This window comes from Ekhidna sp., from assembly GCF_039940915.1.
Classification (GTDB): Bacteria; Bacteroidota; Bacteroidia; order Cytophagales; family Cyclobacteriaceae; genus Ekhidna.
In genome coordinates this window covers 1,333,787-1,356,718 of record NZ_JBDVFO010000002.1, presented here as the reverse complement: position 1 = coordinate 1,356,718, position 22,932 = coordinate 1,333,787, and the positions used below count along the sequence as shown (strand labels likewise).

Sequence of the window (22,932 nt, the reverse complement as noted above, 5' to 3'; positions counted from 1 at the left end):
GCTTTAAGGTTTATTAGTAACCAAACCTACGCAATTTTCGGTCATCTTTTCGCCAATCCTTCTCCACTTTTACAAAGGTCTGCAGATGAATTTTCTTGCCGAAAAAGACTTCCATGTCTTTGCGTGCCTCCATGCCCACCTTTTTTATCGACTCTGCTTTTTTCCCAATGATGATTCCTTTCTGACTGTCTCGTTCCACGAAAATTTCTGCATCTATGTGAATGATTTTATCCTCTTCTTTGAATGAGGTCACCACTACTTCGGAGCTGTAGGGAATTTCTTGCTGGTAGTTCATGAAAATTTTTTCACGAATGATTTCGGCAGAAATGAATCGTTCACTTTTATCTGTTATCTCATCCTCTGGGAAGAAGGCTGGATGATTTGGGAGAAGCTCCAGGATTCGATCAAGGAGTTCATTGGTGCCATGCTGCTCGAGCGCTGAGACAGACATGATTTCGAGATCTGGATAAAGTTCTTTCCAATAGGCGGTCTTGTCAAAGGTTTGAGAGCCTTTATTCTGATCCGTTTTGTTGATGAGGAATAGCACGGGTGCTTCGGCTTTTTGAGCCATTTCAATCAGTTGCGGATAGTCGTTTTTGTCTTCCAAAGCGACCATGAACACAATGATGTCTGCATCTTCTAAAGCTGTGCGGACATAGCCCATCATTTTTTCTTGCAACTTATACGCAGGGTCAATGGCTCCAGGGGTATCCGAGAAAACGATCTGATAGCTTTTATCATTCAAAATGCCGAACATCCGGTGGCGGGTGGTCTGCGCTTTACTACTCGTAATGGCAATCTTCTCATTCATCAAGGCATTGAGCAGGGTGGACTTGCCCACGTTTGGTCTGCCAATGATATTCACAAACCCAGCTTTGAAATCTTGCGTGTCTTTCATCTAAAACAAAATTATGCGGTTAATGCTTAGCATACTAGCACTACCTGCAATACTCTGCGGAATGGACAGAATAAGGAAGTTCGCGAAAAAGGCAAATGGAAGCGGGGTGATTTAACAGGGATATTTGGAATAGTATCAAAAGTGTGTAAGTATATATTCAATTCTATTTGGTCAGAAAACATAAGCGACGTAATTTTGCACTCATATCGCGGGGTGGAGCAGTTGGTAGCTCGTCGGGCTCATAACCCGAAGGTCACTAGTTCGAGTCTAGTCCCCGCTACTGGATAGCCTCAGAGAAATCTGAGGCTTTTTTTGTTTACTCAAGCCTTACCTTCTCGCCTTCTTTTGTCCCTCGATAAAAATTGTCCTTTATCAGAAAAAGCACCTCTCCGTACTTTCCTCGCTTAATACTCGAATCCACTCCAAACACTTTGTTGTCAAACAAGCTGACCACCTCATCGTTGGAGCAATGACCTACAACCATATGCTCGCTATTGGTTCGATTCAAAACACTATCTATTGACTGATCGGATAGGTTTCCGTAAAAATATCCACGATACCAAATAGGGCCGTTACTCCCGTAGTAGGTGCTATAGAAATCAGTAGACTTCATTTCTTCTTTGCTGCGATCGATGGATTCACGCATGGTTTTGTTGATCTCTTCAATGTCAAAGCCAACTGCTGAAAGGAAATCATTGGAAACTCCGCCGTGTAGAAAGACATGCTCGTTGATCTTCACTAAGGTTGGTTTGGTGCGTAACCACCTCCCCAAGACCGTCTGCTTACCGAAGAGCTCATCATAGCTTATCCCTAAGAGATCGGATGCCTTGACGTACTTTTCATGCAAGTACCTGAGGTCTTTGTGGAGGACCATGTATTCATGGTTTCCCAGTATGAAATGCACCAGTCCACCCGCTTCTTTGGCTTGCTTTTCCAACTTGTAAACCAGCCACAGCGTTTCCGTGACCTTAGGCCCGCGATCAAATATATCTCCGGCAATGACCAAATGCCCGGCACCAAAATTCCAATTCAGCTCCTCATCGATTACCTGATTGTTTTGAAGAATCTCTACCGCCAGGTCATACTGACCGTGGATGTCACTAAGTGCAACGATTTCTTCAACACCGCTAAAAATGGACTTTTGAGGCATAAAGGATGTATCATATGCATTTATTGCGATTTCTTTTGTAATCACTTCACCCGCAACAATGGATCGACTAATCAATTTACCCTGCTCGATGAATAGGTACGGGCCATCATTAATAACAGATTCTTGACTAAGTACCTGTATGGTGTTGAAGCATAGGCTGATTGCAAGTAAGGTGTATTTAATCATCCTGATTTTGAATTTAAAGTCGTTAAGAAAATCAAATATACGCTTGATTCGGCCTCTATTAAGAATAGAATATTGGGTTAGCAGGGTAACCATTTTGAAATTTGGGTATTGGTCAGTGTAATACACGTGTGATTAAAAAGATTTGGGCGGATTGAGATCCCCTCGATAATCATACAATGAAGATCGAAACACTTAAGGCTTTATGTTCACGCGTCAATTTGTTAGAGATAAAAAGGAAACGAGTAATCGCTCGGTTGCAAATAGTCAAAACACATTTAAGAAACTAGCGATTCAAAAGTCTATTTTTCAAAGAGTGGCCAACATGAGTCCTCAAGCGGCTCAATTGGCACACCATCAAAAAACGGTAGATACTTCTGTTCACAAGTCACGACCTGATCACGCTTCTTATTTGCATGCAACCAGTAATTCAGAGTCGATCCAATTAGCTGCCATTCAATTTGTAGGAGCAAGAAGTATTGGAGATCGTCATGATGACAGGGAGGAGTACCGTCAGATGTATAATTGGAGTTGGATAGAGGAATTAATCAATATGGGTTTGTTGGGCAATTACCGTGACTTATATCGGCTCTATTTTGAGCTACAAGATACCGAAGCACAATTTCATCAAAAGGTGGAGGCAATAATCAGGTATTTACAGCACCATCCTGAGATCTTCATTATTGCAGCATATGTTGGAATTCTGCCTGCTGGAATAACCTCGTGGGTGCCAGCCAAATTGCAGCCTTTTCTTTCTCGAGGGGTATTGTCTGATGCCATTGGTGGGCACATTGCTGGTCTTTTCAGTAAGCTTCAGCATCTGTTGGGCCCGGTTGGATTTGGCTATGTTTCACGAATGTTGGGAAGATTGGTTGGAAGATCCATCATAAACAGAGGGCTTCTTTTAATGGAGAGTATTGGAGGAGGTCTAGTATCGGGTTTGTCCAGATGGTTTCATGGTTATGAAATCGTACATGGAGCCCATCCTGCTGTAGGAGATCATGTGGGCCGTGCTGGCGAACGTTTTGATAATGATTCGAGAAGCCCTGCTTGGGGACAAGATCGAGCGCATTTACATTCGGCAGCTGCAGCGGGAAAGAGAGAGTACCGAGCCGATAACATTGTGATGACGAGCGCATCTACAAATAGCCTTATGAAAGCCCATGAAGATAATAATGCTGAGGATTGGGTAGCAATAAGAACACCCTCAGGTTGGGGAGAAGCAGTTGGAACAGACCGGGGAGCGACAATGATTCGAGCTCAAAGACCAGCCCCAGGAAGGACTGAAGTTGAAATGGCGAAGAAAGGGTATGCTTAGAAGAGAAAAAAATATGCAGGGTAACCTTTTACTGAATTAGATATAAATGAATTATGATATATCGCTATAAAGATGAAAGATCCCATAATAGGTCTGTAGCTTCCTCAATATTTCAATTTGCTAAGAAAGAGAAGCCAATAGATGCAAAAAAGAAAACGAAATTAAGTCAGACTGACATGAGTAGAAAAGCACAACATACGGTTGCTGCAGTTTTTGTAGATAATTACTCAGAAAAGTTTCAAAGTGGTGATGGATGGCATGCAGAAGATAGAGCGGTCTCAGCTGTTAGGAATTATTTACAGAATATTAATCCTGCCAATGTACTAACCCAAAAGAACGTCACACTTTATGTTTCTAAATCACCATGTTATGGAGGAGATGCTGACAATAACGCAACTTTTGTACCCAAGGCTGGAGGAAGTAAAAAGGTTAGTTGCACAAATGTTCTGAATACACTCAATGGTCAAATAATCAATGGATATAAAGTCCACTTGAAGGTAAAAGTATGGAGAATTTATCACGGAAAGAAGGTCAAAAAGGCTGAGCAATCATCTATACACTCGATGGCAATTCTAGCGAAGGATGGAGCAAGCGTTGATGGAATAAGTAGTAATAATAGTGTCTTAGGAGGTATTTCTAATACTTCATCAGCTAGAACCTGGAGAAAGAAACAGCGACAAAAGATTCAGCAAGCAGTTAAAAAAGGCAAGTTATTGCGACATAAAAAAGCAAAGAAAGCCTAGTGAGAGTTTGAAAAATAGCAAAACCCTGAGTTCTGATTTTTTTTGAGTTAGCAGGGTAACCTTTTCTTCATTTGGGTATAGAGGGTCAGAATCTATTGTGAATGATCCTTGAATCACTAAAGTATATCGCCACCGATCTTGACCTTCATCTGAAGAAGAAATACAATTCTTCCGAAAGCAAAGTAAAGCTTGCCAACATTCTTGATCAGGATGGATCCATCCCTGAAGCTAATCAGAATAAGGTCATTCTTTCACTCTTGAGTTTAGAGCATGAGGCCGTCACTCAAAATGCGATAAGTGGATTGAACAGTAGTTCTTCTTTCTTCCGAGTCAATCCACCCTTGAGTTTCAATGTGAACATCATGTTTTCAAGTCTCTTCAATCAATATGAGGAAGGCCTGAAATTTCTATCAGATACGATCTACTTTTTTCAAGCACGATCACTGTTTAACGCGCAAAACTCACCTCGATTGGATGAACGAATTTTCCAACTATCCCTGGAGGTTATCAAGTTGAACTACAGTGAAACCTACAACCTATGGGCATCACTGGGGGCAAAATACATTCCGTCTATTCCTTTCAAAATGAGGATGTTGACCTTCCAAGGAGATGAGCTTACTAAAAAGACAGCCAAAATTGTTAGTCAGGGAGTGGGGGCCCTTACTTCATGAAAAGCCAGAAGTACACACTGCTTGCTGAAGTGACCCTACTTCACAACTATTTCGAAGATGGTTTTTTTCGTGACATCCGGATCGTCCCGGATAAAGTGACGCAGACATTTATGTGGAATGCTGGTCTGCTGTTTCGACTGACAGATACTGGATTTTCTATATTCTACAGCGACCCATTTGATATCAGTTATTTGAAAGAGATCACTAGCTTTTTCAATAATCAATTGCTTCGTTTTCAGCTGTTTGGTGAATCCTCTGATTTTATGAATTATACGGATTCCCCTTTGGGTAGGTTGGTGGTATACAAATACAACAACCGGGACACGAAGGAATCCTCTTCTACACATTTAATGCTTCCAAAGCTGGAGCAAAGACTGTATTCTCAGAGTCCGCTGGGAGAAGTTGACTTCTACTTAAGTGAATTTCTCCATCAGGAAGAAATCTCATCGAAAGATTATATCATCATGTTTTCAGCAAGAAACACGCGCTGGAAATATTATGTAATGAATGTTGCAGAATCTGAGGCTGACAGGCTAGTCATTGAAGATTCAACGGGTAGTCGATTTGAAGGACCTGTAAGAAGAGAAATGCCTGGAGGCAAGTCAGCGTTTGAATTTAGCTCAGGAAATATGGTGTTTCCATTTCGAGAAAGGCCAGAATCTTTTTGCTCGCTCAAGAAGAAATCTTTGGTGGTATCTAATGATGAAGAAGATGGGGCGAGTCAAAATGAAACGTTGCTGCAAAACCTTCCGGTACCATCGCCACAAGCAATAACCACAATCGAAACGGATGAGAACGAGCAAGTAGCGTGCTCATCAGTATATATCTATTTATGAATAAAAATCTAAAAAAATAAAATTATGTCCGTATCTCCATTAGCATCACAAACCCCCGGCGTTTATATAGACGAAGTAAATGCCTTTCCGAATTCAGTCGTAGAGGTGGCCACCGCCATACCGGCATTTATAGGATACACACCTCGCGCCTCATATGAGGGGAAATCTTATTACAATCAAGCCGTTAAGATTACTTCTTTCAACGAATTCAAAGCTTTTTTTCTCAATCCAAACCTACCTGCACCAGCAGATCCAGCGTCTCAATACCTGCCGGAATATTATGTAGCGCAGCAAAAGAAGAAACCCGAAAAGGGGAAATCTTATGAAATAAATGGAGATATCTACACGATAGAACCCGATCCAGGTACTATTTACTACCTCTACAACAGTGTGCGTCTCTTCTATGAAAATGGTGGAGGGACAGCCTACATAGTTTCCGTTGGTTCATATGGAGAACCAACCAAAGCGCCAATTACACCAGGTGACAACATCATAAACCCCAATGTGAAACTCTCGGATTTATTAGGAGGGCTGGCACAACTGAAGCAGGTTCCGGATGCCACCATGTATATCGCTCCAGAAGCTACCCTGCTATCTGTTGATGAAAATAGCACGCTGATGGAAGAAATGCTTTTACAGAGTGGAGATTTAGGTACTACTGTTTCCATCTTTGATATCATTGGAGGCCATGAGCCGGATCCGATTCTGTACACACAGGATATTCAGAATTTCAGAAACAGTACAGGCAACAACTCACTCAAATATGGAGTTTCCTATTACCCTTTTCTAAAAACAACAGTAACCGAAGCTGGAGAAATAAGCTATGCGAACGTCAATGGAGGAGATGCAGGAAGCTTGGCTGATTTGGTAAATCCTCCAGCAGCCCCAAACCCAGCAGCGGAACAAATCCTGGGCAATATCAAAAGCCCACCGGCAGGAATGACAGCAAGCCGCTTAAACGAAGCACTCATGTTGGCCAGCAAGCCTTACAAGCAGGTGATGGGCATTATTCAGGAGCGAATCAATACGCTTCCCCCAAGTGGAGCTATGGCGGGAGTCTATACACAAGTAGACAATACAAAAGGGGTGTGGAATGCACCTGCAAATGTGACCCCTTTGGGGGCAGTAGGCCTAACGCTAAATATTAACGATCAGATGCAAGCAGGGCTCAACGTCGATGCTGTAAGTGGAAAATCTGTGAATTGCATTCGCTTTTTCAATGGCCAGGGAATCTTGGTTTGGGGGGCACGAACACTCGATGGTAACAGCCAGGATTGGAGGTACATCAACGTGAGACGAACGGTCACCATGATTGAACAATCTGTGAAGTTGGCAGCAAGAACTTATGTGTTTGCACCTAATGACGCCAATACCTGGGTGTCAGTAAAAAGTATGATTGAAAACTTCCTCACCATTATTTGGAAGGAAGGTGCGCTGCAAGGAGCCAAAGCTGAGGATGCATTTAATGTTGCTGTCGGGCTTGGAACAACGATGACCGCAGAAGACATCCTGAATGGAAATATGAAGGTGGCTGTGAAACTCGCAGTAACACATCCTGCAGAATTCATCATTGTCGAAGTAGAGCAGGAAATGGCAAAATCTTAATCAATTAAAATATTCTAAAACTTAAAAAATTATAATTATGGCTGTAGATGGAAGTAAGGAAAACAACGTTTGGCCAATGCCAAAATTCCGGTTCTCTGTTGATTGGGGAACCATCAAGCAAAACATCGCTTTTCAGGAAGTTTCCGGATTAGAAGCAGAAACACAGATCATTGAGTACAGAGCGAGCAATAGCACCGTGTTTAGTACGGTAAAAATGCCCGGTATTGCGAAGTATGGCAATGTGACCATGAAGCGAGGCGTGTTTGTCAAAGACAACAGTTTTTGGAGCTGGTACAATCAGATCAAGATGAATACCATCAAACGACAGTCTGTTGTGATCAAACTGCTCGATGAAAATGGAAAGCCTACCATGACCTGGACGCTGAAAAACGCGTGGCCTACCAAAATCACTGGAACAGATCTCAAATCGGACGGAAACGAGGTAGCAGTAGATACCATAGAAATTGCGCATGAGGGTCTAACCATTGCTAATTCGTAATTGAATGGGAAAGAGCGCCACATACTATCCGCCACCCACTTTTTTCTTTCGGTTATCCTTTAGCGGGATTTCGGGGCAAGCAGATGCAGGTTTTCAGGAAGCCACTGGATTAAGCACAGAAATAGCAGTGGAGGAGGTTGCGTGTGGAGGTGAAAACCGATTCAAGTATCGCCTACCTAAGCAGGCTAAGTATGGGAATCTGGTGCTAAAAAGAGGGCTGGTTACAGCCAGTTCTCAGTTGGCAAAATGGTGCCAGGATACCCTCAATTCAGATTTTACCACAGCAATCCAGCCAAAATCAATCATGCTGTTTTTGCTTGGACCTGACAACAAGCCTTTGATGACTTGGAGTTTCATAAATGCATATCCAGTAAAGTGGTCCTTGTCTGACTTCAAGTCTCAAGAGAACGCTTTGGCCATAGAGTCACTCGAATTTGCCTATAACTCATTTAAAAAAGTATGATATGCCAGTTGAAATAAAAGAACTGATCATTCGAACCAATATCGTCTCAGATGCCGGACAGAATCAACAAACGCCGGAAGGTGTGATTTCCAAAAAGCAGATGCGCAGCATCGTGGATGACTGTGTGCATCAGGTAATGAAAGCGATGGAAAGGAAAAACGAAAGATAATGGGAGTAGCGAAGCTTCAGCAGATGACCGTCGTAGGGTATAAGGACGAAAACTTTAGTAGTAAAGTTGGCGCTTATACCGCTATGCTCAACCCTGAAACCTATTCGCAAAACTTTGATGTTCAGTACAATGTAGAGCAGGGGCAGGGGACGCCTGACGCGACGATTAAGTATGAAAAATCCACACCATCGACCGTCAATTTTGACTTGATATTTGATGCCACAGGCGTTGTAAATAGTAAGCGCACCAATCTGGCAAGTGAGATTTCGAAGTTCAAAAAAGTCGTGTATGACTACAATGGAAATATACACAGCCCCAACTATCTCAAACTCATATGGGGCAAGGCAATGCTATACAAATGCAGACTTACAAGCCTAAAAATCAACTATACACTTTTTAAACCGGACGGCTCCCCTCTCAGAGCAAAGCTGACTGTAGCCTTCAAAGAATTCCAAACGCCATCAGCTGCATTGGATAAGAATTCTCCGGACATGACACATGTGAAAACAGTAGTCGCCGGAGACCTATTGCCATCGTTGGTTTATGATGTCTATCGCGATGAAAGTCACTTGCTAAAAGTAGCAGAGCATAATAAGCTAGACTCAATACTACACCTGGCCCCTGGCGCTAAGCTTTACTTTCCACCACTAAAAAATTGATGATATGCTAGCTTCACCAGTCACAGAAAAAACAAATTTGGTCTCATACGAGGTGCTAGCCGGTGGCAGTCCGATCAAGGATACGTACAACGTCATATCCATTTCCATCATCAAAAGTGTAAATCGTATTTCAGGATGTGAAATTGTGTTACTCGATGGAAGTGTATCAGAAGAAGATTTCCCAATAAGTGATTCAGAGACTTTTCTTCCGGGTGCCGAAATAGAAGTCAAACTAGGGTATGATGAAACCAATGAATCTGTATTTAAAGGAGTAGTTCTTCGTCAAGCTCTGAGAGTACAAAGTGGTCAAGGACCTGTTATTGAAGTGGTGTGCAAGGATGAGGCCATCAAAATGACTGTGGGTAGGAAAAATGCCTATTTCAAGCAAACAACTGATAGCGATCTCATCACAAAGGTGATTGGAACTTATAGTGGACTTAGCTCAGAAGTGGATAGCACTACTGGTGAACTTCCCGAGGTGGTCCAGTACTATGCTACTGACTGGGATTTTGTCCTTTCCAGAGCAGAGTTTAATGGAATGGTGGTGATCAATGACGGAGGCAAGTTATCTGTAAAAGATCCCAATAATGAATCAGATGCTGTTGTGGAGGTGACCTATGGTGAAGATATTTTGGGATTTGAAGCAAGTTTGGATGCTACCAATCAGTTCAAGTCAATCAAATGCAATGCCTGGGATTTAAAGAATCAAAAGATTGTAACAGGCCAGTCTTCGACCTCAAACTATGAGCAAGGCAATGTTTCCGGTAGTTCTCTGACGGATGTTATTGGAATCAGCGATTTTGAATTGCAAACGACTGCTCCACTAGATGAAGGAAGCCTCAATACTTGGGCAAAAGCACAGGCTACAAAATCAAAGTTTTCAAAAATATTGGGAGACCTGAGCTTTCAGGGAAACGCTACGCTATTACCTGGAAAGCTGATAGATATTCAGGGCATGGGCAAAAGATTCAATGGGAAAGCCTTTGTCTCCGGTGTAAGGCACACCCTAAGAAATGGGAACTGGGTGACTGAAGTTTCCACCGGAATGTCTGCAGAGTGGTTTTCTTCTAGGGTAGACCTTCAAGCACCCTTAGCTTCAGGACAACTGCCCGGCATTCAGGGTTTACAAAATGCTACCGTAAAGCAGATAAATGAAGATCCGGATGGAGAATTCAGGGTGCTGGTAGATGTACCAATCATCAAGGAAGGTGGAGATGGTATTTGGGCCAGACTATCAAATTTTTATGCCACCAACACTGCAGGCTCCTTTTTCTACCCCGAAGTTGGAGACGAAGTAATCTTAGGGTTTTTAAACGAAGATCCACGATACCCTGTCATTCTAGGCTCGCTTTACAACAGCAACAGCAAGGTGGCTCCCTTCACCCCAGATGAGACCAATAGTAAGAAAGCCATTGTAACAAAAAATCAATTGAAACTGATTTTCGATGATGAAGATAAAATAACCACCATCACCACTCCCGGAGAAAATAAAATGATCTGGAGTGACAAAGATGAAAGCATTACGATCCAGGATCAGAATGAAAATTCCATTGTCATGGATTCCTCTGGAATCACGATAAAAAGTGCTTCCAACATGACACTTCAGGCTGCTGAGGCTATTTCAATCAAAGCAGGAACAACACTCTCTGCCGAGGCAGGAGAATCAGCCACCATTCAAAGCGCGAGTGTAACCATACAAGCCGATGAGGAAGCTCAAGTACAGGGAGGAATGACGACAATGGTATCGGGAGGGGAAGAAGTATCAATTAGTGGAGCAATGGTAATGATAAATTAAAGAATATGCCCCCAGCAGCACGAATAGCAGATTTTCATGAATGCCCGATGCAGACCCCTGCGCCGGTTCCGATCCCGCATGTTGGGGGACCAATTGTAGGACCGGGAGCACCTACAGTATTGATTGGGGGCATGCCAGCTTCGGTGATGGGTGATGAGCTGATTTGCGTAGGTCCACCGGATGTGATTGTGAAAGGAAGCACCACGGTCATGATAGAAGGACGGCCTGCGGCCAGAATGGGTGATGAAACTGCTCACGGAGGAACCATTCTTATAGGAGCACCAAATGTAGAAATAGGAGGATAAGATGATAATTAAAAACGAAAGCGAAGCATTGATAGGTATTGGATGGAGTAACCCGCCCAGGTTTTTTAAGGGGGCCAATCAAGTTCATATGACCAAGGATGTGGAGAACATCAATGAAAATCTGAAAACACTCTTCTCAACACATGCTGGTGAAAGAATATCCGACAATCAGTATGGGACACGTCTAAAGGATCTCATTTTTAGTTCGCAGGACATCATGCTTGAAGTTGAGGTAAAGGAATCATTAACTACAGCTATCAAGCTATTCGAACCCCGAATTTTAGTAGATGATATTATCATCGATTCATCCAGTCAACAGGACGGGTTCATAGCCATACATGTGAGTTACACCATCCGAAAGATCAACTCCAGACACAATTTTGTATATCCTTTCTATATAAACGAAGGCTCAAACCTTGATATCTAGATGCAGGACAATAACCATATCGTCCGGTTATTCGCTGCAAGTCAACGCACGCTCAGCAGCCAATACCTAGATCCATCATCGATCAAGATTGATGACCGATCCACTCAGGAATTGCTGAGTTTTATGGCTGAGCTTTCAAAACAATTCTGGTATTACAACGAAAACGGTCATAGAGATGGGGACTGGAGCAGTTTTTTTCAGACTGACTTGACCTCCTTGCTAGCACTCATCAGCGAATCATATGATGAAAACGACTACAGGATTGTACTTGATTTCATCAACTCCATAGAGAAAGTTGCAAGCAGGAAAAATCACAAGCAATCCAAAGATTTGTCAGTGACCTTATGGGAGCTTTTTCATCAGGCCTTCAAACCCATTTTTAAAATCAATGATTGGTATAAGACTTTTACCAGGCTTCATGTAGATACGGACTTTCATACATATCTAAAAGAGCTTATCTGGAGAAAGCTCAGTTTTGGCCTTAGAGATCTCTATGCTTTTTACTATTTCTCAGTACAAGCCGGACTATTAGATGATAAGGAGAAAGTAGACAATGAGTTTAAGAAATTCCAAGATTTAGATGTCCTCTGGAACTTCAATCCTTTTCCAAACATTGCTAAATCGAAGGTGGAAATGTTCGATTTTGAGAACCATGAACGATTCCTGAATGGCTTAAGAGAAGCAGTAAAGAACCTACATAACCATGAAAAAGCAATCTCGAGAGAAGCCAAAATTGCCTTTTCAAAAAGCTTGAATACCAAAAATACGGAACCTCACATTGCTCTTATTCTTGGTTTTTTGAAGGCCTATAGTTTTCAGCAAGAGGCCATCAATCAAATCTTGCCAAGGCATTTAAATTTCTACTACAAGGATGCATTACAATTTGAAAAAAGAGGAGCAATAGGGGATGATGTGTTTCTTTTGATGAAGCTGGGCAAAGGCGAGAACGCCATAATGGTTCCTAAATCGACTCCTCTTATGGGTGGAACCGATACCAGCGGGAAGCCTATTTTATTCGAGACCGCAAATAACCTGCAGGTCACCCCTTCGGTGATTGCTGATTACCGCACACTCATTCTAGATCAATCAAAACATTCAAAAGAAGTATTTAAGACCTTTAGTTTGAAAGGATTTGATCAGCCAGTAATAAGTAAAGAAACTGGAGTATACGAGTCATTCAATATGTTCGGGGATGCATCGACAGGAAATGCGACCGCTGTTGATTCTAAGATTGGATTTGCTGTCTCCTCACCGGAGTTATTTCTAGAAGGGGGCAAGCGTGGGGTTGAAATCAAATTTTTGAATGATGGATCTAAGTCTGATGATTTTTGCCAAAAGCCTAAAATATTGTTGGATGACCTTGTAGAACTGAAAATCACAGGATCGAAAGGGTGGATAGCTCCTGACTATGAAGAAGTTAAGGTCGTAAATGGAAGCCTTAGAATACGATTTGGCCTTAAGAAGTCCAGTGCTGCGATTGTTAACTACAATGAAAAATTGCATGGAAAGGGTTACAGCGCCTCATGGCCAATAGTTGTGTTAACCCTGAAAAATCAGGCGGACTCAAACGGCTTAAATCCATATGCTGTATTCAGCAAACTGTCCTTTACTTCTTATCAAATAAAAACAACGACAAAAGAGCTAAGTATTCTTTCCCTCATTACCGGAACAGGAAAGGCTGCTTCTACTGGTGTGGCTGCACCATTTGGTGGAAATCCGACCCCTGGGTCTCAACTAATTATCGGCTGCTACGAAGCATTTATAAAGCATACAAAGCTGCTCAAAGTAAATGTCAACTGGTTGAACCTTCCAAAGTTCTGGAAATACTATTTCGCTTACAATGAATACCAAATTGAGCACATTTCTCTACCTACTTTTTTTAAGAAAAGTTTTACCTGTGTACTATCATGGCTAAACTTTGACTTGGGTCGGTGGGAAACTGCGGAAGAAGATGTAAGGCTTTTTAGCGGAAACGATCAAGGATTGTCGTTTAGCTCTGCATGTGGTGGGCCTCCTTGCAGTTCCTCCAAACCTATAAGCAGTAGCAAAGAACTGACAAAAAAGCAGGCAACAAAAAGTCCGCTTACAGAAGTTAATTATGCTTTCAATATCCCAGTTAAGCCGGACTATACCCTCAAATACCCGCTTGCCTATTCTGATAAGAGCAGGTCAGGATTTGTTTCCCTTGAGTTGAGCGGACCCGAGGAAACGTTTGGACATAACCTTTATCCGAAGATTGTCTCAGAAGTGACCTTGCAGAATACCATAACAGCTGCAAAGAAGGCCACAGGAAAAACAGTAAAAGTAGAAATTGTAAAAGCCCCTCATTCAAAGGTGGCTTCAGTTCAAACTGTTGATAAAATGGTTCAGGACAGCACATCAGCAAATGCACGAGTAAAACGTACCGAATCAGGATTGAAAAAATGGTTAGGAAAAATTCTTGGGGGAATAGTGAAATTTTTTCAAAAAAATCTTGGCCCGATTTTAAAAAAAATGAAGGTCGTTCTTGGATGGATTGATGAAAAAATTCTTAAAAAGCTAAGTCCAATTTGGAGCTGGATTTCTAAAATATTTCAGACCATTCTTAAAAGGTTTAAGAAGAAAGAGAAAGAGGTTCTAGCTTTTAAGCCAATGCCGAATAAGCCTTATGTTCCAAAAATTAAAGGCGTAACCATTGACTATTGCTCATGCCTCAAAATTGTACCCGGTTCTGATTCAGAAAACAAACTCTTCAGAATTCATCCTTTTGGGATTGAAGAGATGGATGCCAAAGAAAAGTATTTGCTTCCGCAATACCAGAAGGACGGATATGCTTTGCTTGGATTTTCTCAGTTAGATAAAGGAGCTACGCTTTCCATTTTTTTAGCTGTTGAAGACTTGAAGAAAACGGTGATTACGGGGAGCGATGAAAGCATATCAGTAGAGGTCTTGGGTAATCAAAAATGGGAAAAAGTGCGCCTGTTATCGGACACCACTTTGGGTTTAAAGAAGGCAGGAATTTTACGCGTATTTATAGTTAAGCAACCCGATAGCTCCAATCCAATCATGCCTTTGAAAAGCTACTGGCTAAGAATTTCGGCCTCTGCTAAAAGCGTGGAGACCTGCAAATTGAGAATGATTGGGACAAATGCCGTTTCAGCGGGACGAATCATTGATAGTGGAAATAGCAATAATGCCTTGACGAACCTCAAGGCAGGTGCAATCACAAAGTTTGCAGAGCCAATTCCTCCTGTGACAAAAGTTGTGCAACCTTTTCCATCATTTGGCGGAGAAAATCCTGAAAACGATGAAGTATTTAATCATCGTGTCGCAAGACGGCTTTTCAATAAAGACAGAGGCGTTTCTATCACCTATTTAGAATCGATTGTTTTGGATTCTTTTCAGCAAATCTATCAGGTGAATGTTCATCAGGCAAAGCCTAAATCAAAAGCGGCTCCCAATGTTCGCATTGCTATTTTGCCTAAGGCACTAACAGGAGGACAGTTAGATCCGTATCATCCAATCGCTTCAGTCAATCTGCTAAATGAAGTAAAACTACAACTGCAAGACAAGGTATCTCCGCACGTGCGTCTGGAAGTAGAACATATGCGGTTTGATAAGATACATGTATCATTGGAAGCAGTGTTTTCGGATTCTACTTCTGGGAGATCTTATAAAGAAGAGCTCAATGCAGATTTGAAAGATTACTTATCTCCCTGGATAGAAGACAATGAGTTGGCATATTCACATCAGGCACTCTATGTCAATGACCTCTTGCAATTCATTGGATCAAGATCATACATCACCTCCTACGAAAACCTAAAAATCAAAATTGGAAAGAAGCGTGTATATGGAACTTTTCATATAGATGGAGTGACCAGAGAGTACAACGAACATCAGCTTTTACCAACCAGCCCTTTGAGTGTACTTGCCTCAGCAGAAAAACATCACATAGAAGATGTTACAGCGAATGTCACCGAAAATTTTCAACAACCTGAATTTGAAGAAGTAGCTATATGAATGATGTTTCACATATCGATACAATAGCAGAGTCAATTGATTCTTCCAATCATGTGAATTACAAAAACATGATTTGGGAGGCGATTGATGCAATCGAGGAATCAGGCGGTGAAAAGTGGTCCAACTATAATTCTTCAGATCCCGGAAGAACGATTCTGGATATTCTCTGCTTTGCTTTGCTTGACCTTGGATACAAGTCAGATTTTCCTATCGAAGATCTGTTTTCTGGCAAGGATGGCAAGATTCAGACAGCTGATAAATTATACACTGCAAGAGAAGTACTCTTCACGAATCCCGTCACACTGCCAGACTTTAGAAGGTTGCTGATTGATCGATCAGATGCCATAAAAAATTGTTGGATTGAGCCTGCTTCAAAAAAGCTGTTTCAAGGAAGCTTCCAGACATATTATGAATTATGTGATGAACTAAAAATTAGCTTTCTCAAAAAGCATCTTCAAACATCTTCTGGAAAAGCAACTGATCCATTTAGTGAAGAATTGACAAAACTTTGGCGTGGCATCAACGGCCTGCTCTACCAGCACAGAAACCTGGGAGATCTGTTTTTAAAGCCGATCATGCTAACGCCTGTAAGCTGGAACGTAAAAGGAAAATTCTACTTCAACTCCGGCATTGATATTGAAAGTGAAATTGCCAATATCTACTATCAGCTAAATGATTTTTGGTCTGCTTACATCCATTTCCATACCTATGAAGAGCTTAAGGAACAAGGAAAAAGTGTGGATCAAATCTTGAATGGTCCGAGGTTAGACAATGGGTTTATCCTGGATGAGGATCTTAAGCCTCTAACAAGGTGTTTTGATTTGAAAGAGCTGAAGTCTTCGTTGACAGAAGTTGAAAACCTATCTAATGTATTTTCATTCGGTATAGATGCGCTCAATGTCAAGTCAGCCAACGGCAAAATAGCGATACCTTCGGGGACCTCTCCATTTTTTGATTACACCCGAGCTTCGGAAGTCATCCAAAACACCAAAGAGCTTCAATTCTACAATGGAGATCAATTGGTCAGAAGGGTGGATCAGGCAAAAGTCAATACCTATTATAACCTGCTGGCGGACAGGAAGGCAATTGGTGGAAATGTCTTTCCAAATGACTTGGGACCTGAACTGCCAAAGGGAAAGCATCGCAAAATTAAGTCCTACCACTCTCCCCAATACCTTTTCTCTCAGCAGTTTGGACTGAATGTGGATCGGTCATTTGAAGGAGTTTCAGCTTCGGAAAAAGGACGTATTAAGCAACTAAAAGCTTATTTAATGTTATTTGAGCAGCTGATAGCAGATCATCAGGCTCAATTAGCTCATGCGGGCGAATTACTTTCCTTTGATTCAGGAGTGAAAGTTGGAAAAGGATTGTGTAAGACGTATTACTCACAAGGGCTTTACAAAGCGCCAGGCGCTCGTTTCATTTTAAAAGCTTTCGATAATTATAAGAGAGACAATCAATACCTCAGAGAGCACCCTGAGAAAACATGGGAGCTTTTCAAAAAAGATAAAAGCAATGTCTACGAGTCGTTCCTGGAAAATCATAAGAACAAAGTAGATAAGAATATCGATCGGAAGAGTAAGATCATGGAGCATCTGCTGTCGCGCCATGGAGAAAAATATGATGAATCATGTGCTCCTATCTTAAACCCACACTATGGAAATTATTCACTGGCTAAGGTGGAAATTATCAGCTCATTGTTGAGGAAGTTTCCAGTTTATAGTGAAAACATTGGAAGGTCTTATTTCAATCAATCAAAGCAGGAGGAAGCGAAAGAATTAAACCTCTTCTCAGGTTTAGAGCTAAGGCTGGAACTTCTTTTCCAGCTCACAGCATACTATCAGGAAATTATCGATTTGGTGCGAGAAAATCTCAAAAAAATTGAGAGTGAGATGAATATGGAAATTTATCCTGAACGGACAGCAGAGGGTCATATGATTGTGGTGAAGTATCAAAAAGAGGAGATACTCAGGATGCCTTTCATAAAAGATACGCTGCATGAAACGATACTTTATCATTTAGACGTGCTTCAGCGGCTCTGCGACGAGACCAAAGGATTTGTTCTGATCGATCACCAGCTGTTAATCACTAACCTGCAAGGGTGCAAATGGAATGTGATAAGGAAAGAGCAAGTGCAGGAGTTTAAAAGTGGCGGCAAGCGAATAATGGATTTTACCATGCAGACCGCCATACATCTCGCGAATAAATACGAGACCGTTTGGATCGAAGATGATGTACATATCCGACTATCTGCTACCAGTAGAAAAATCAGAAAATTTCCTGTTGAAAAATTACATTCAAATCATCCGGTATTTAGACCATCTTCTTCCATCTTTCTTCCATCCTGGGTAAGCAAACTGAGGGACCCCGCTTTTCATGAATTGTTTAAAAACAAATGTTTCAGGGAAGGGCCTGTGTACCTGGACTTTTCATTTCATCGCATACCAGCCAACCTGATGGAGGACCTCCTCACAGTTAGGGAAACATGGCTCGAGGATCTTAAAGCAATTCAAGAAGGTAATGCTGGTTCTTCCGTATCGAAATCATACATGGGAAGTGTGGCCAATGGGATTCTCCTCGACCTCATTCTTCAATCTCAAAAAAGATCAACGCCGGAATGAAGCCGTCAGCGCACCATATCAAGAGTAAGGTTTTTGAAGTGTCCTTCAATGATGAAAGCGAAAGCTTGAGGTTTCAAAAGTCGTTTAGCGATTTCATCAGAAATGAGCTAGTAGAAATCACCGAAAAGTGCCTTTCTGAATACGACGGACCTACACTCAAAATCATCAATAAGCTTGAACTCAACTTGGGTGATATTCCTTATGATGGATACGAGAAGATTCTAATGGAGCGGTATGAAGAAGCGCTAATGCATGCGCTCTTCAATAAGCTGGAGTTTGAAGGGCCAGACAAAGAGGAAGGAGAAAATTCTACAGCGAGTATTCTATTCATGATTCGTCATTTCCTACTCAAAGGATACATGCCCTGGAATTATGATGAAAACAATTGGGAGTCTTTCAACCAAATGTATGAACATGCTGCAGCAATTGATGGAAATGCACTGATCAATGAGCTAAACGAGCTTTTACCAGCTGTTCAATCCAGAACACGCTTGATTCATCAGCTGGAAGAACAGGCTATACAAAATACGGTAAAAAGGATTGAACCTTCTCAAAGCCAGCTTATTCTGAATTACCACAAAAACTGGATGACCACCGAAAGAAAGCATAGTTTGTTTGGAGAAAGCACAAATCAACTATCCAAAAGCTTTTGGTTATTCATTTTCAATTACTTGTATGAGGAGAGGGGATCTTATTTCAATACCAAGGCCTTTTTGATCAGTACACTTAAGCAGATCGCAGGTCATTTCAACCTTTCCTATGAGGAGGTGATTGGCCACCTGCGAATTGTACACCAGGAAGTGGCAAATACGCGATCGAATAATCTACATCATCTATTGGAGGAAATGCTCAAACTAGATGTGGCCACTCTGGAAAAAGATGTTGAGAGCCAATCTACGGACGAGGATACAAAACGATTTAAAACCTCAGATCTTTCCCATTACTTGAAAAATGGAAAATGGCCTTCCAGTGTTGATACTTATGCCTCATTTGCTGAAGTTTTTGTTGATCTGGCAGCTAGCGAGCCAGAAAATTTGATACGGTTGATAAATGAAGTAGCAAAGGATTTGTCCAAGCTCGATAAAATGGTGAACCTGCTTGGTGAACAACGTTCAATGAGCCTTTACTCCCTAATGCAACCCCACAGCTATGAAGCCTTCGTAGCATACGATCAATTCTTCAGAGAGCTAGTGTTGGACACTTCGATAAGAGGAACAGCGAATAACCTCACTTCCATCCTCGTGCAAACACTTTCTGAAACAAAGAATGATGTGCTGAATCATCAGCGGTTGTTGAAAAATCTACTTCAAAAAATAGCCAGTCAGTCGGGTAGTGATTACCAAATGGTTGTAAAACATGTCTATGAAAGGCTCCAGTTGGACAATGTCAAACTTGGTGGTACGCAAACGGGTAGATTCCTCGAAAAATTTCTCCTATCAGAGATGAGTGAGCAAAGCACTCGGATGAAACCACTAAGAATCAATGAGATAGATGTCACATGGATTGAAGAAAGCATCGTTTCTGGTCAGGTTCATCCACTTTTAGAAAAAGAAGGCTACCTATCGATTCAGGATGTCTTGAAATTCTTTGCAAAGGAAGATCATAAAGCATTTGATTCATTCATTAAACAAAGGCTAGATAAAAAGAAGTTTATAGAGAATTTTTCTGAAATTTTAGACGCTAATCTCTTCCATCAGCTTCAACCAGCCTTTATAAATAAAAAGAAAGACTGGGAGCAACTATTTCGATCCATCGAGGAAATACCTCCTTCTCAACATTTGCATCAAAAAGCGCTGGTTCTAGCGTTGAGGTCACTGACACTGAAATGGATGTATGGTGCATTCACACCAAATGGAACAAATACAGAAAACGCACTCATGCGTATTTCCAGTGAATTTGGTGTTGATTTCAACCTGTTACTAAAAGCACTGATTCAGCTTTCCGATCAAACGATGATTCGAGACTGGAAAGATGAAGTTGTGACCATCGCAAACAAGCTCGGTATTCAATCAGGTGCTAAAGAGCATTTATCAATAGAGGTTGATGCACAGTTAGGAAAATCCGAAAATCAATACCTGGAAAAACAGCTGGCTATTGTACTCTCCGCGATCAACGGCATAGTGAACAGGGAAGAGTTGGAGTTACTCGGATTTCGTTCTGCCGACGAAGTTCTAAGACAATTGATGAAAGCACATCCAGGCTTGCTCAAGGAAAAACTATGCGCTCTTAGCGCATGGGGGCAATCATTTCTTGGAATTGGCAGAGAAATACCAATTTCCACCTTTTACGCATTGCTTTCTATGCTCAATGGTACCGGTGGAAAGCAGGTGATCACCATATTGAGAAAACTAGAAATTCAATTGAACGAAGGATCTCAATCGATCAATCGCTTCTTGAATATCACAAGATCGCTTGCACTTTATAGATTATCTGAGCAGACATTTAGTCCGGGCAGCTTTACTGACGACTTTGTGCAGCTCATCAAGGACTCATCTCCAGCTATCTACACCCAGGTCATTCCTGTGCTTTCTAAGAATATCTCTATGATTAGCCTACCGGCAAAAGGGAATGTAGATGAGGTCATCACCAATCTGGAAGCTCAGCTCTATCACGTAGACGATAGCAACTTTCAGATGGATGAAAAGGTGTTGTCCAAACTCATTATCGAAGAATATTTCGGCCAATCCTTAGAAAAAGAGTCGACCATCATTCCATATTTTGATGAGACTGCTGATGTGGTTTATGACGAGATATACATTGAAAATGCAGGCCTGGTCATATTGTCTTCTTACTTCTCCATCCTTTTTGAGCGATTGTCGCTACTGGAAAATGGGAAGTTCTTATCCTCCAATAAGCAGGAAATGGCTGTGCTGCTGCTGCAATACCTCATGCTGGATGAACCACCGTTAAATGAACACCATTTGCCACTCAATAAGATACTGTGTGGGTTAGATGTTGGTCACCCCATTCGTACGGATATTCAAATCAACCGAAAAGATCGCGAGGTGATTCATGGACTTATTGATGCGGTGATAGGTTACTGGTCTGCCATAGGGCACAGCACCATAGAGGGATTTCAGGGATCGTGGCTCTGGAGAAAAGGAAAGCTGGAAAATAAGGAAGAGTGCTGGGAGCTCAAGGTAGAGCAAAACTCCTATGACATGCTTTTAGATCGGCTGCCATTTACGCTCTCACCGATCAAGCTCAGTTGGATGGAAAAACCATTAATCGTAGAATGGAGATGAATGCGCACTCACACCATATCATAACAATAGAAAATGAACTGAAATGGTTTGCTTCAGTGCTTGAGTCAAGGTTTCAGTCCTACTTTGAGCAACAAGAGCGAAAAGATATTTTTCCTCCTTCATTTGAAAACGAAGACGCCAGCTATGCACAATTTGTAACAAGCAACAACCTGAATGCCGATGAGCGCTTACTGCTCATGCTTGCGCTTGCGCCACATGTGCAACCACATCTCTTGGATATCTTCTTTACCAAGAATGTCACCTTTGATAGAGGATTCACAGAATTTGGAGGCTATTTGGGCAAGTTCCATGGTGGTTTTTTACCTACTGGAGAAACAGCAGCCTTTCTCATAGCATGCGGCAGTGTGCAAAAAAGAATTGACGTCTACCGTCTGCTAAGTTCAGACCACCTGTTTCTGCGCGAAGGGGCAATTAACGTGGGTAGCAGTGGCATGGATGAGCCACCCTTATCCAGTCCGATTTTCATGCCTGAGAGTTACATCCAGCACTTTCTATTCAATAGTGAATTAAGTCAAGAGCGCACAGATACTTTTCCTGCCAGCAAAATTTCCACGCATTTGTCATGGAGTGACCTGGTCATAGATGCCTCCATCCGTGATGATATCGATCAGATTAAATGCTGGATAGACAATGAGGAATTACTTATGAATGATCTCGATCTAGGCAGCAAAGTGAAACCTGGATACAAATGCCTCTTTTATGGGCCTCCGGGAACAGGTAAAACACTGACTGCATGCCTACTAGGTAAAACCACGGGAAGGGATGTTTATCGAGTGGATTTGTCTTCCATCGTCTCCAAATACATAGGAGAAACGGAGAAAAACCTATCCAGAATATTTGACCTGGCAGAAAATAAGAAGTGGATTCTCTTTTTTGATGAAGCTGATGCCCTATTTGGAAAGCGCACACAGACTTCCAGCTCCAACGACCGCTTTGCCAATCAGGAGGTTTCTTATCTCTTGCAGCGAGTAGAAGATTTTCCAGGAGTCGTCATTCTGGCTTCCAACCTCAAATCAAACATTGATGAAGCCTTTTCCAGACGGTTTCAATCCACGGTATTCTTTGGAATGCCTGATGCTAAAAATAGGGAAGTCCTCTGGTCGAAAATTTTCGAAGGCCCATTGGAACTGGATCCGGAAATAAACATGCAATCACTCGCGCAGGATTATGAAATATCCGGTGGTGCTGCCATAAATGTCTTTCGGTACGGTGCGATAAAAGCAGTGAGAAAAGGATCAACCAAGATTGGAAAAGACGACCTCATTCAAGGAATAAAGAAAGAATTTCAGAAAGATGGAAAAACCATATAAAACACTAATTAAAAA

The 22,932-nt window shown here is 41.8% G+C and carries 18 protein-coding genes and 1 tRNA gene; 17 read left to right on the top strand and 2 right to left on the bottom strand.

The window, feature by feature from the left end; all coding sequences use genetic code 11:
* Positions 1-13: 13 nt before the first annotated feature.
* Positions 14-898, bottom strand: coding sequence for a GTPase Era (gene era / locus ABJF57_RS11005; RefSeq protein WP_462228962.1), 885 nt, complete (start codon positions 896-898; stop codon positions 14-16).
* Positions 899-1,105: 207 nt separating this feature from the next.
* Between era and ABJF57_RS11000 the strand changes: the two genes are divergently transcribed.
* Positions 1,106-1,178, top strand: a tRNA-Met gene (locus ABJF57_RS11000).
* Positions 1,179-1,214: 36 nt separating this feature from the next.
* On the opposite strand, the gene ABJF57_RS10995 is transcribed toward ABJF57_RS11000, so the two are convergent.
* On the bottom strand, positions 1,215-2,234 hold the full coding sequence (locus ABJF57_RS10995) for a metallophosphoesterase (protein ID WP_462228960.1): 1,020 nt from the start codon (positions 2,232-2,234) through the stop codon (positions 1,215-1,217).
* A 202-nt stretch (positions 2,235-2,436) separates the two neighbouring features.
* On the opposite strand from ABJF57_RS10995, the gene ABJF57_RS10990 reads away from it, so the two are divergent.
* The 16 genes from ABJF57_RS10990 to ABJF57_RS10915 all read left to right on the top strand — a co-directional run bounded on the left by ABJF57_RS10990 (position 2,437) and on the right by ABJF57_RS10915 (position 22,917).
* Complete coding sequence (locus tag ABJF57_RS10990) at positions 2,437-3,549, top strand: hypothetical protein (RefSeq protein WP_462228958.1); 1,113 nt, start codon at positions 2,437-2,439, stop codon at positions 3,547-3,549.
* Positions 3,550-3,602: 53 nt separating this feature from the next.
* Positions 3,603-4,292, top strand: a complete 690-nt coding sequence (locus ABJF57_RS10985; protein WP_462228956.1) for a hypothetical protein — start codon at positions 3,603-3,605, stop codon at positions 4,290-4,292.
* A gap of 101 nt (positions 4,293-4,393) precedes the next feature.
* On the top strand, positions 4,394-4,963 hold the full coding sequence (locus tag ABJF57_RS10980) for a Pvc16 family protein (protein ID WP_462228954.1): 570 nt from the start codon (positions 4,394-4,396) through the stop codon (positions 4,961-4,963).
* Positions 4,960-5,799: a hypothetical protein gene (locus ABJF57_RS10975; protein WP_462228952.1), complete on the top strand. Its 840-nt coding sequence runs from the start codon at positions 4,960-4,962 to the stop codon at positions 5,797-5,799. The genes ABJF57_RS10980 and ABJF57_RS10975 overlap by 4 nt, the downstream gene beginning before the upstream one ends.
* 24 nt (positions 5,800-5,823) lie before the next feature.
* Complete coding sequence (locus tag ABJF57_RS10970) at positions 5,824-7,404, top strand: phage tail sheath family protein (protein WP_462228950.1); 1,581 nt, start codon at positions 5,824-5,826, stop codon at positions 7,402-7,404.
* Positions 7,405-7,441: 37 nt separating this feature from the next.
* On the top strand, positions 7,442-7,903 hold the full coding sequence (locus ABJF57_RS10965; RefSeq protein ID WP_348278137.1) for a phage tail protein: 462 nt from the start codon (positions 7,442-7,444) through the stop codon (positions 7,901-7,903).
* 4 nt (positions 7,904-7,907) lie between these two features.
* Positions 7,908-8,366 carry a phage tail protein gene (locus ABJF57_RS10960; RefSeq protein WP_462228947.1) on the top strand — a complete coding sequence of 153 codons (459 nt, stop codon included), beginning with the start codon at positions 7,908-7,910 and terminating at the stop codon, positions 8,364-8,366.
* A 1-nt stretch (position 8,367) separates the two neighbouring features.
* Entirely contained in the window at positions 8,368-8,535 is a 168-nt protein-coding gene (locus ABJF57_RS10955) for a DUF5908 family protein (protein ID WP_462228945.1), read from the top strand.
* Positions 8,535-9,194 (top strand): CIS tube protein, encoded by a 660-nt coding sequence (locus tag ABJF57_RS10950; RefSeq protein WP_462228943.1) that lies wholly within the window; start codon positions 8,535-8,537, stop codon positions 9,192-9,194. The genes ABJF57_RS10955 and ABJF57_RS10950 overlap by 1 nt, the downstream gene beginning before the upstream one ends.
* Before the next feature lie 4 nt (positions 9,195-9,198).
* Positions 9,199-10,989 (top strand): type VI secretion system tip protein VgrG, encoded by a 1,791-nt coding sequence (gene vgrG, locus ABJF57_RS10945; RefSeq protein WP_462228941.1) that lies wholly within the window; start codon positions 9,199-9,201, stop codon positions 10,987-10,989.
* Positions 10,990-10,994: 5 nt separating this feature from the next.
* Complete coding sequence (locus ABJF57_RS10940) at positions 10,995-11,294, top strand: PAAR domain-containing protein (RefSeq protein WP_462228939.1); 300 nt, start codon at positions 10,995-10,997, stop codon at positions 11,292-11,294.
* 1 nt (position 11,295) lies between these two features.
* Positions 11,296-11,721 (top strand): GPW/gp25 family protein, encoded by a 426-nt coding sequence (locus ABJF57_RS10935; RefSeq protein ID WP_462228937.1) that lies wholly within the window; start codon positions 11,296-11,298, stop codon positions 11,719-11,721.
* Complete coding sequence (locus tag ABJF57_RS10930) at positions 11,722-15,720, top strand: hypothetical protein (RefSeq protein WP_462228935.1); 3,999 nt, start codon at positions 11,722-11,724, stop codon at positions 15,718-15,720.
* On the top strand, positions 15,717-18,341 hold the full coding sequence (locus ABJF57_RS10925) for a hypothetical protein (RefSeq protein WP_462228933.1): 2,625 nt from the start codon (positions 15,717-15,719) through the stop codon (positions 18,339-18,341). The genes ABJF57_RS10930 and ABJF57_RS10925 overlap by 4 nt, the downstream gene beginning before the upstream one ends.
* Positions 18,338-21,586, top strand: a complete 3,249-nt coding sequence (locus ABJF57_RS10920; RefSeq protein WP_462228931.1) for a contractile injection system tape measure protein — start codon at positions 18,338-18,340, stop codon at positions 21,584-21,586. The genes ABJF57_RS10925 and ABJF57_RS10920 overlap by 4 nt, the downstream gene beginning before the upstream one ends.
* Positions 21,583-22,917: an ATP-binding protein gene (locus ABJF57_RS10915; protein ID WP_462228929.1), complete on the top strand. Its 1,335-nt coding sequence runs from the start codon at positions 21,583-21,585 to the stop codon at positions 22,915-22,917. The genes ABJF57_RS10920 and ABJF57_RS10915 overlap by 4 nt, the downstream gene beginning before the upstream one ends.
* The last annotated feature ends 15 nt before the right edge of the window (positions 22,918-22,932 follow it).

Excerpts from the sequence above, each read along its gene's own strand:
- era (WP_462228962.1), bottom strand. The coding sequence starts at position 898 with ATGAAAGACACGCAAGATTTCAAAGCTGGGTTTGTGAATATCATTGGC.
- ABJF57_RS10995 (WP_462228960.1), bottom strand. The coding sequence starts at position 2,234 with ATGATTAAATACACCTTACTTGCAATCAGCCTATGCTTCAACACCATA.
- ABJF57_RS10990 (WP_462228958.1), top strand. The coding sequence starts at position 2,437 with ATGTTCACGCGTCAATTTGTTAGAGATAAAAAGGAAACGAGTAATCGC.
- ABJF57_RS10985 (WP_462228956.1), top strand. The coding sequence starts at position 3,603 with ATGATATATCGCTATAAAGATGAAAGATCCCATAATAGGTCTGTAGCT.
- ABJF57_RS10980 (WP_462228954.1), top strand. The coding sequence starts at position 4,394 with ATGATCCTTGAATCACTAAAGTATATCGCCACCGATCTTGACCTTCAT.
- ABJF57_RS10975 (WP_462228952.1), top strand. The coding sequence starts at position 4,960 with ATGAAAAGCCAGAAGTACACACTGCTTGCTGAAGTGACCCTACTTCAC.
- ABJF57_RS10970 (WP_462228950.1), top strand. The coding sequence starts at position 5,824 with ATGTCCGTATCTCCATTAGCATCACAAACCCCCGGCGTTTATATAGAC.
- ABJF57_RS10965 (WP_348278137.1), top strand. The coding sequence starts at position 7,442 with ATGGCTGTAGATGGAAGTAAGGAAAACAACGTTTGGCCAATGCCAAAA.
- ABJF57_RS10960 (WP_462228947.1), top strand. The coding sequence starts at position 7,908 with ATGGGAAAGAGCGCCACATACTATCCGCCACCCACTTTTTTCTTTCGG.
- ABJF57_RS10955 (WP_462228945.1), top strand. The coding sequence starts at position 8,368 with ATGCCAGTTGAAATAAAAGAACTGATCATTCGAACCAATATCGTCTCA.
- ABJF57_RS10950 (WP_462228943.1), top strand. The coding sequence starts at position 8,535 with ATGGGAGTAGCGAAGCTTCAGCAGATGACCGTCGTAGGGTATAAGGAC.
- vgrG (WP_462228941.1), top strand. The coding sequence starts at position 9,199 with ATGCTAGCTTCACCAGTCACAGAAAAAACAAATTTGGTCTCATACGAG.
- ABJF57_RS10940 (WP_462228939.1), top strand. The coding sequence starts at position 10,995 with ATGCCCCCAGCAGCACGAATAGCAGATTTTCATGAATGCCCGATGCAG.
- ABJF57_RS10935 (WP_462228937.1), top strand. The coding sequence starts at position 11,296 with ATGATAATTAAAAACGAAAGCGAAGCATTGATAGGTATTGGATGGAGT.
- ABJF57_RS10930 (WP_462228935.1), top strand. The coding sequence starts at position 11,722 with ATGCAGGACAATAACCATATCGTCCGGTTATTCGCTGCAAGTCAACGC.
- ABJF57_RS10925 (WP_462228933.1), top strand. The coding sequence starts at position 15,717 with ATGAATGATGTTTCACATATCGATACAATAGCAGAGTCAATTGATTCT.
- ABJF57_RS10920 (WP_462228931.1), top strand. The coding sequence starts at position 18,338 with ATGAAGCCGTCAGCGCACCATATCAAGAGTAAGGTTTTTGAAGTGTCC.
- ABJF57_RS10915 (WP_462228929.1), top strand. The coding sequence starts at position 21,583 with ATGAATGCGCACTCACACCATATCATAACAATAGAAAATGAACTGAAA.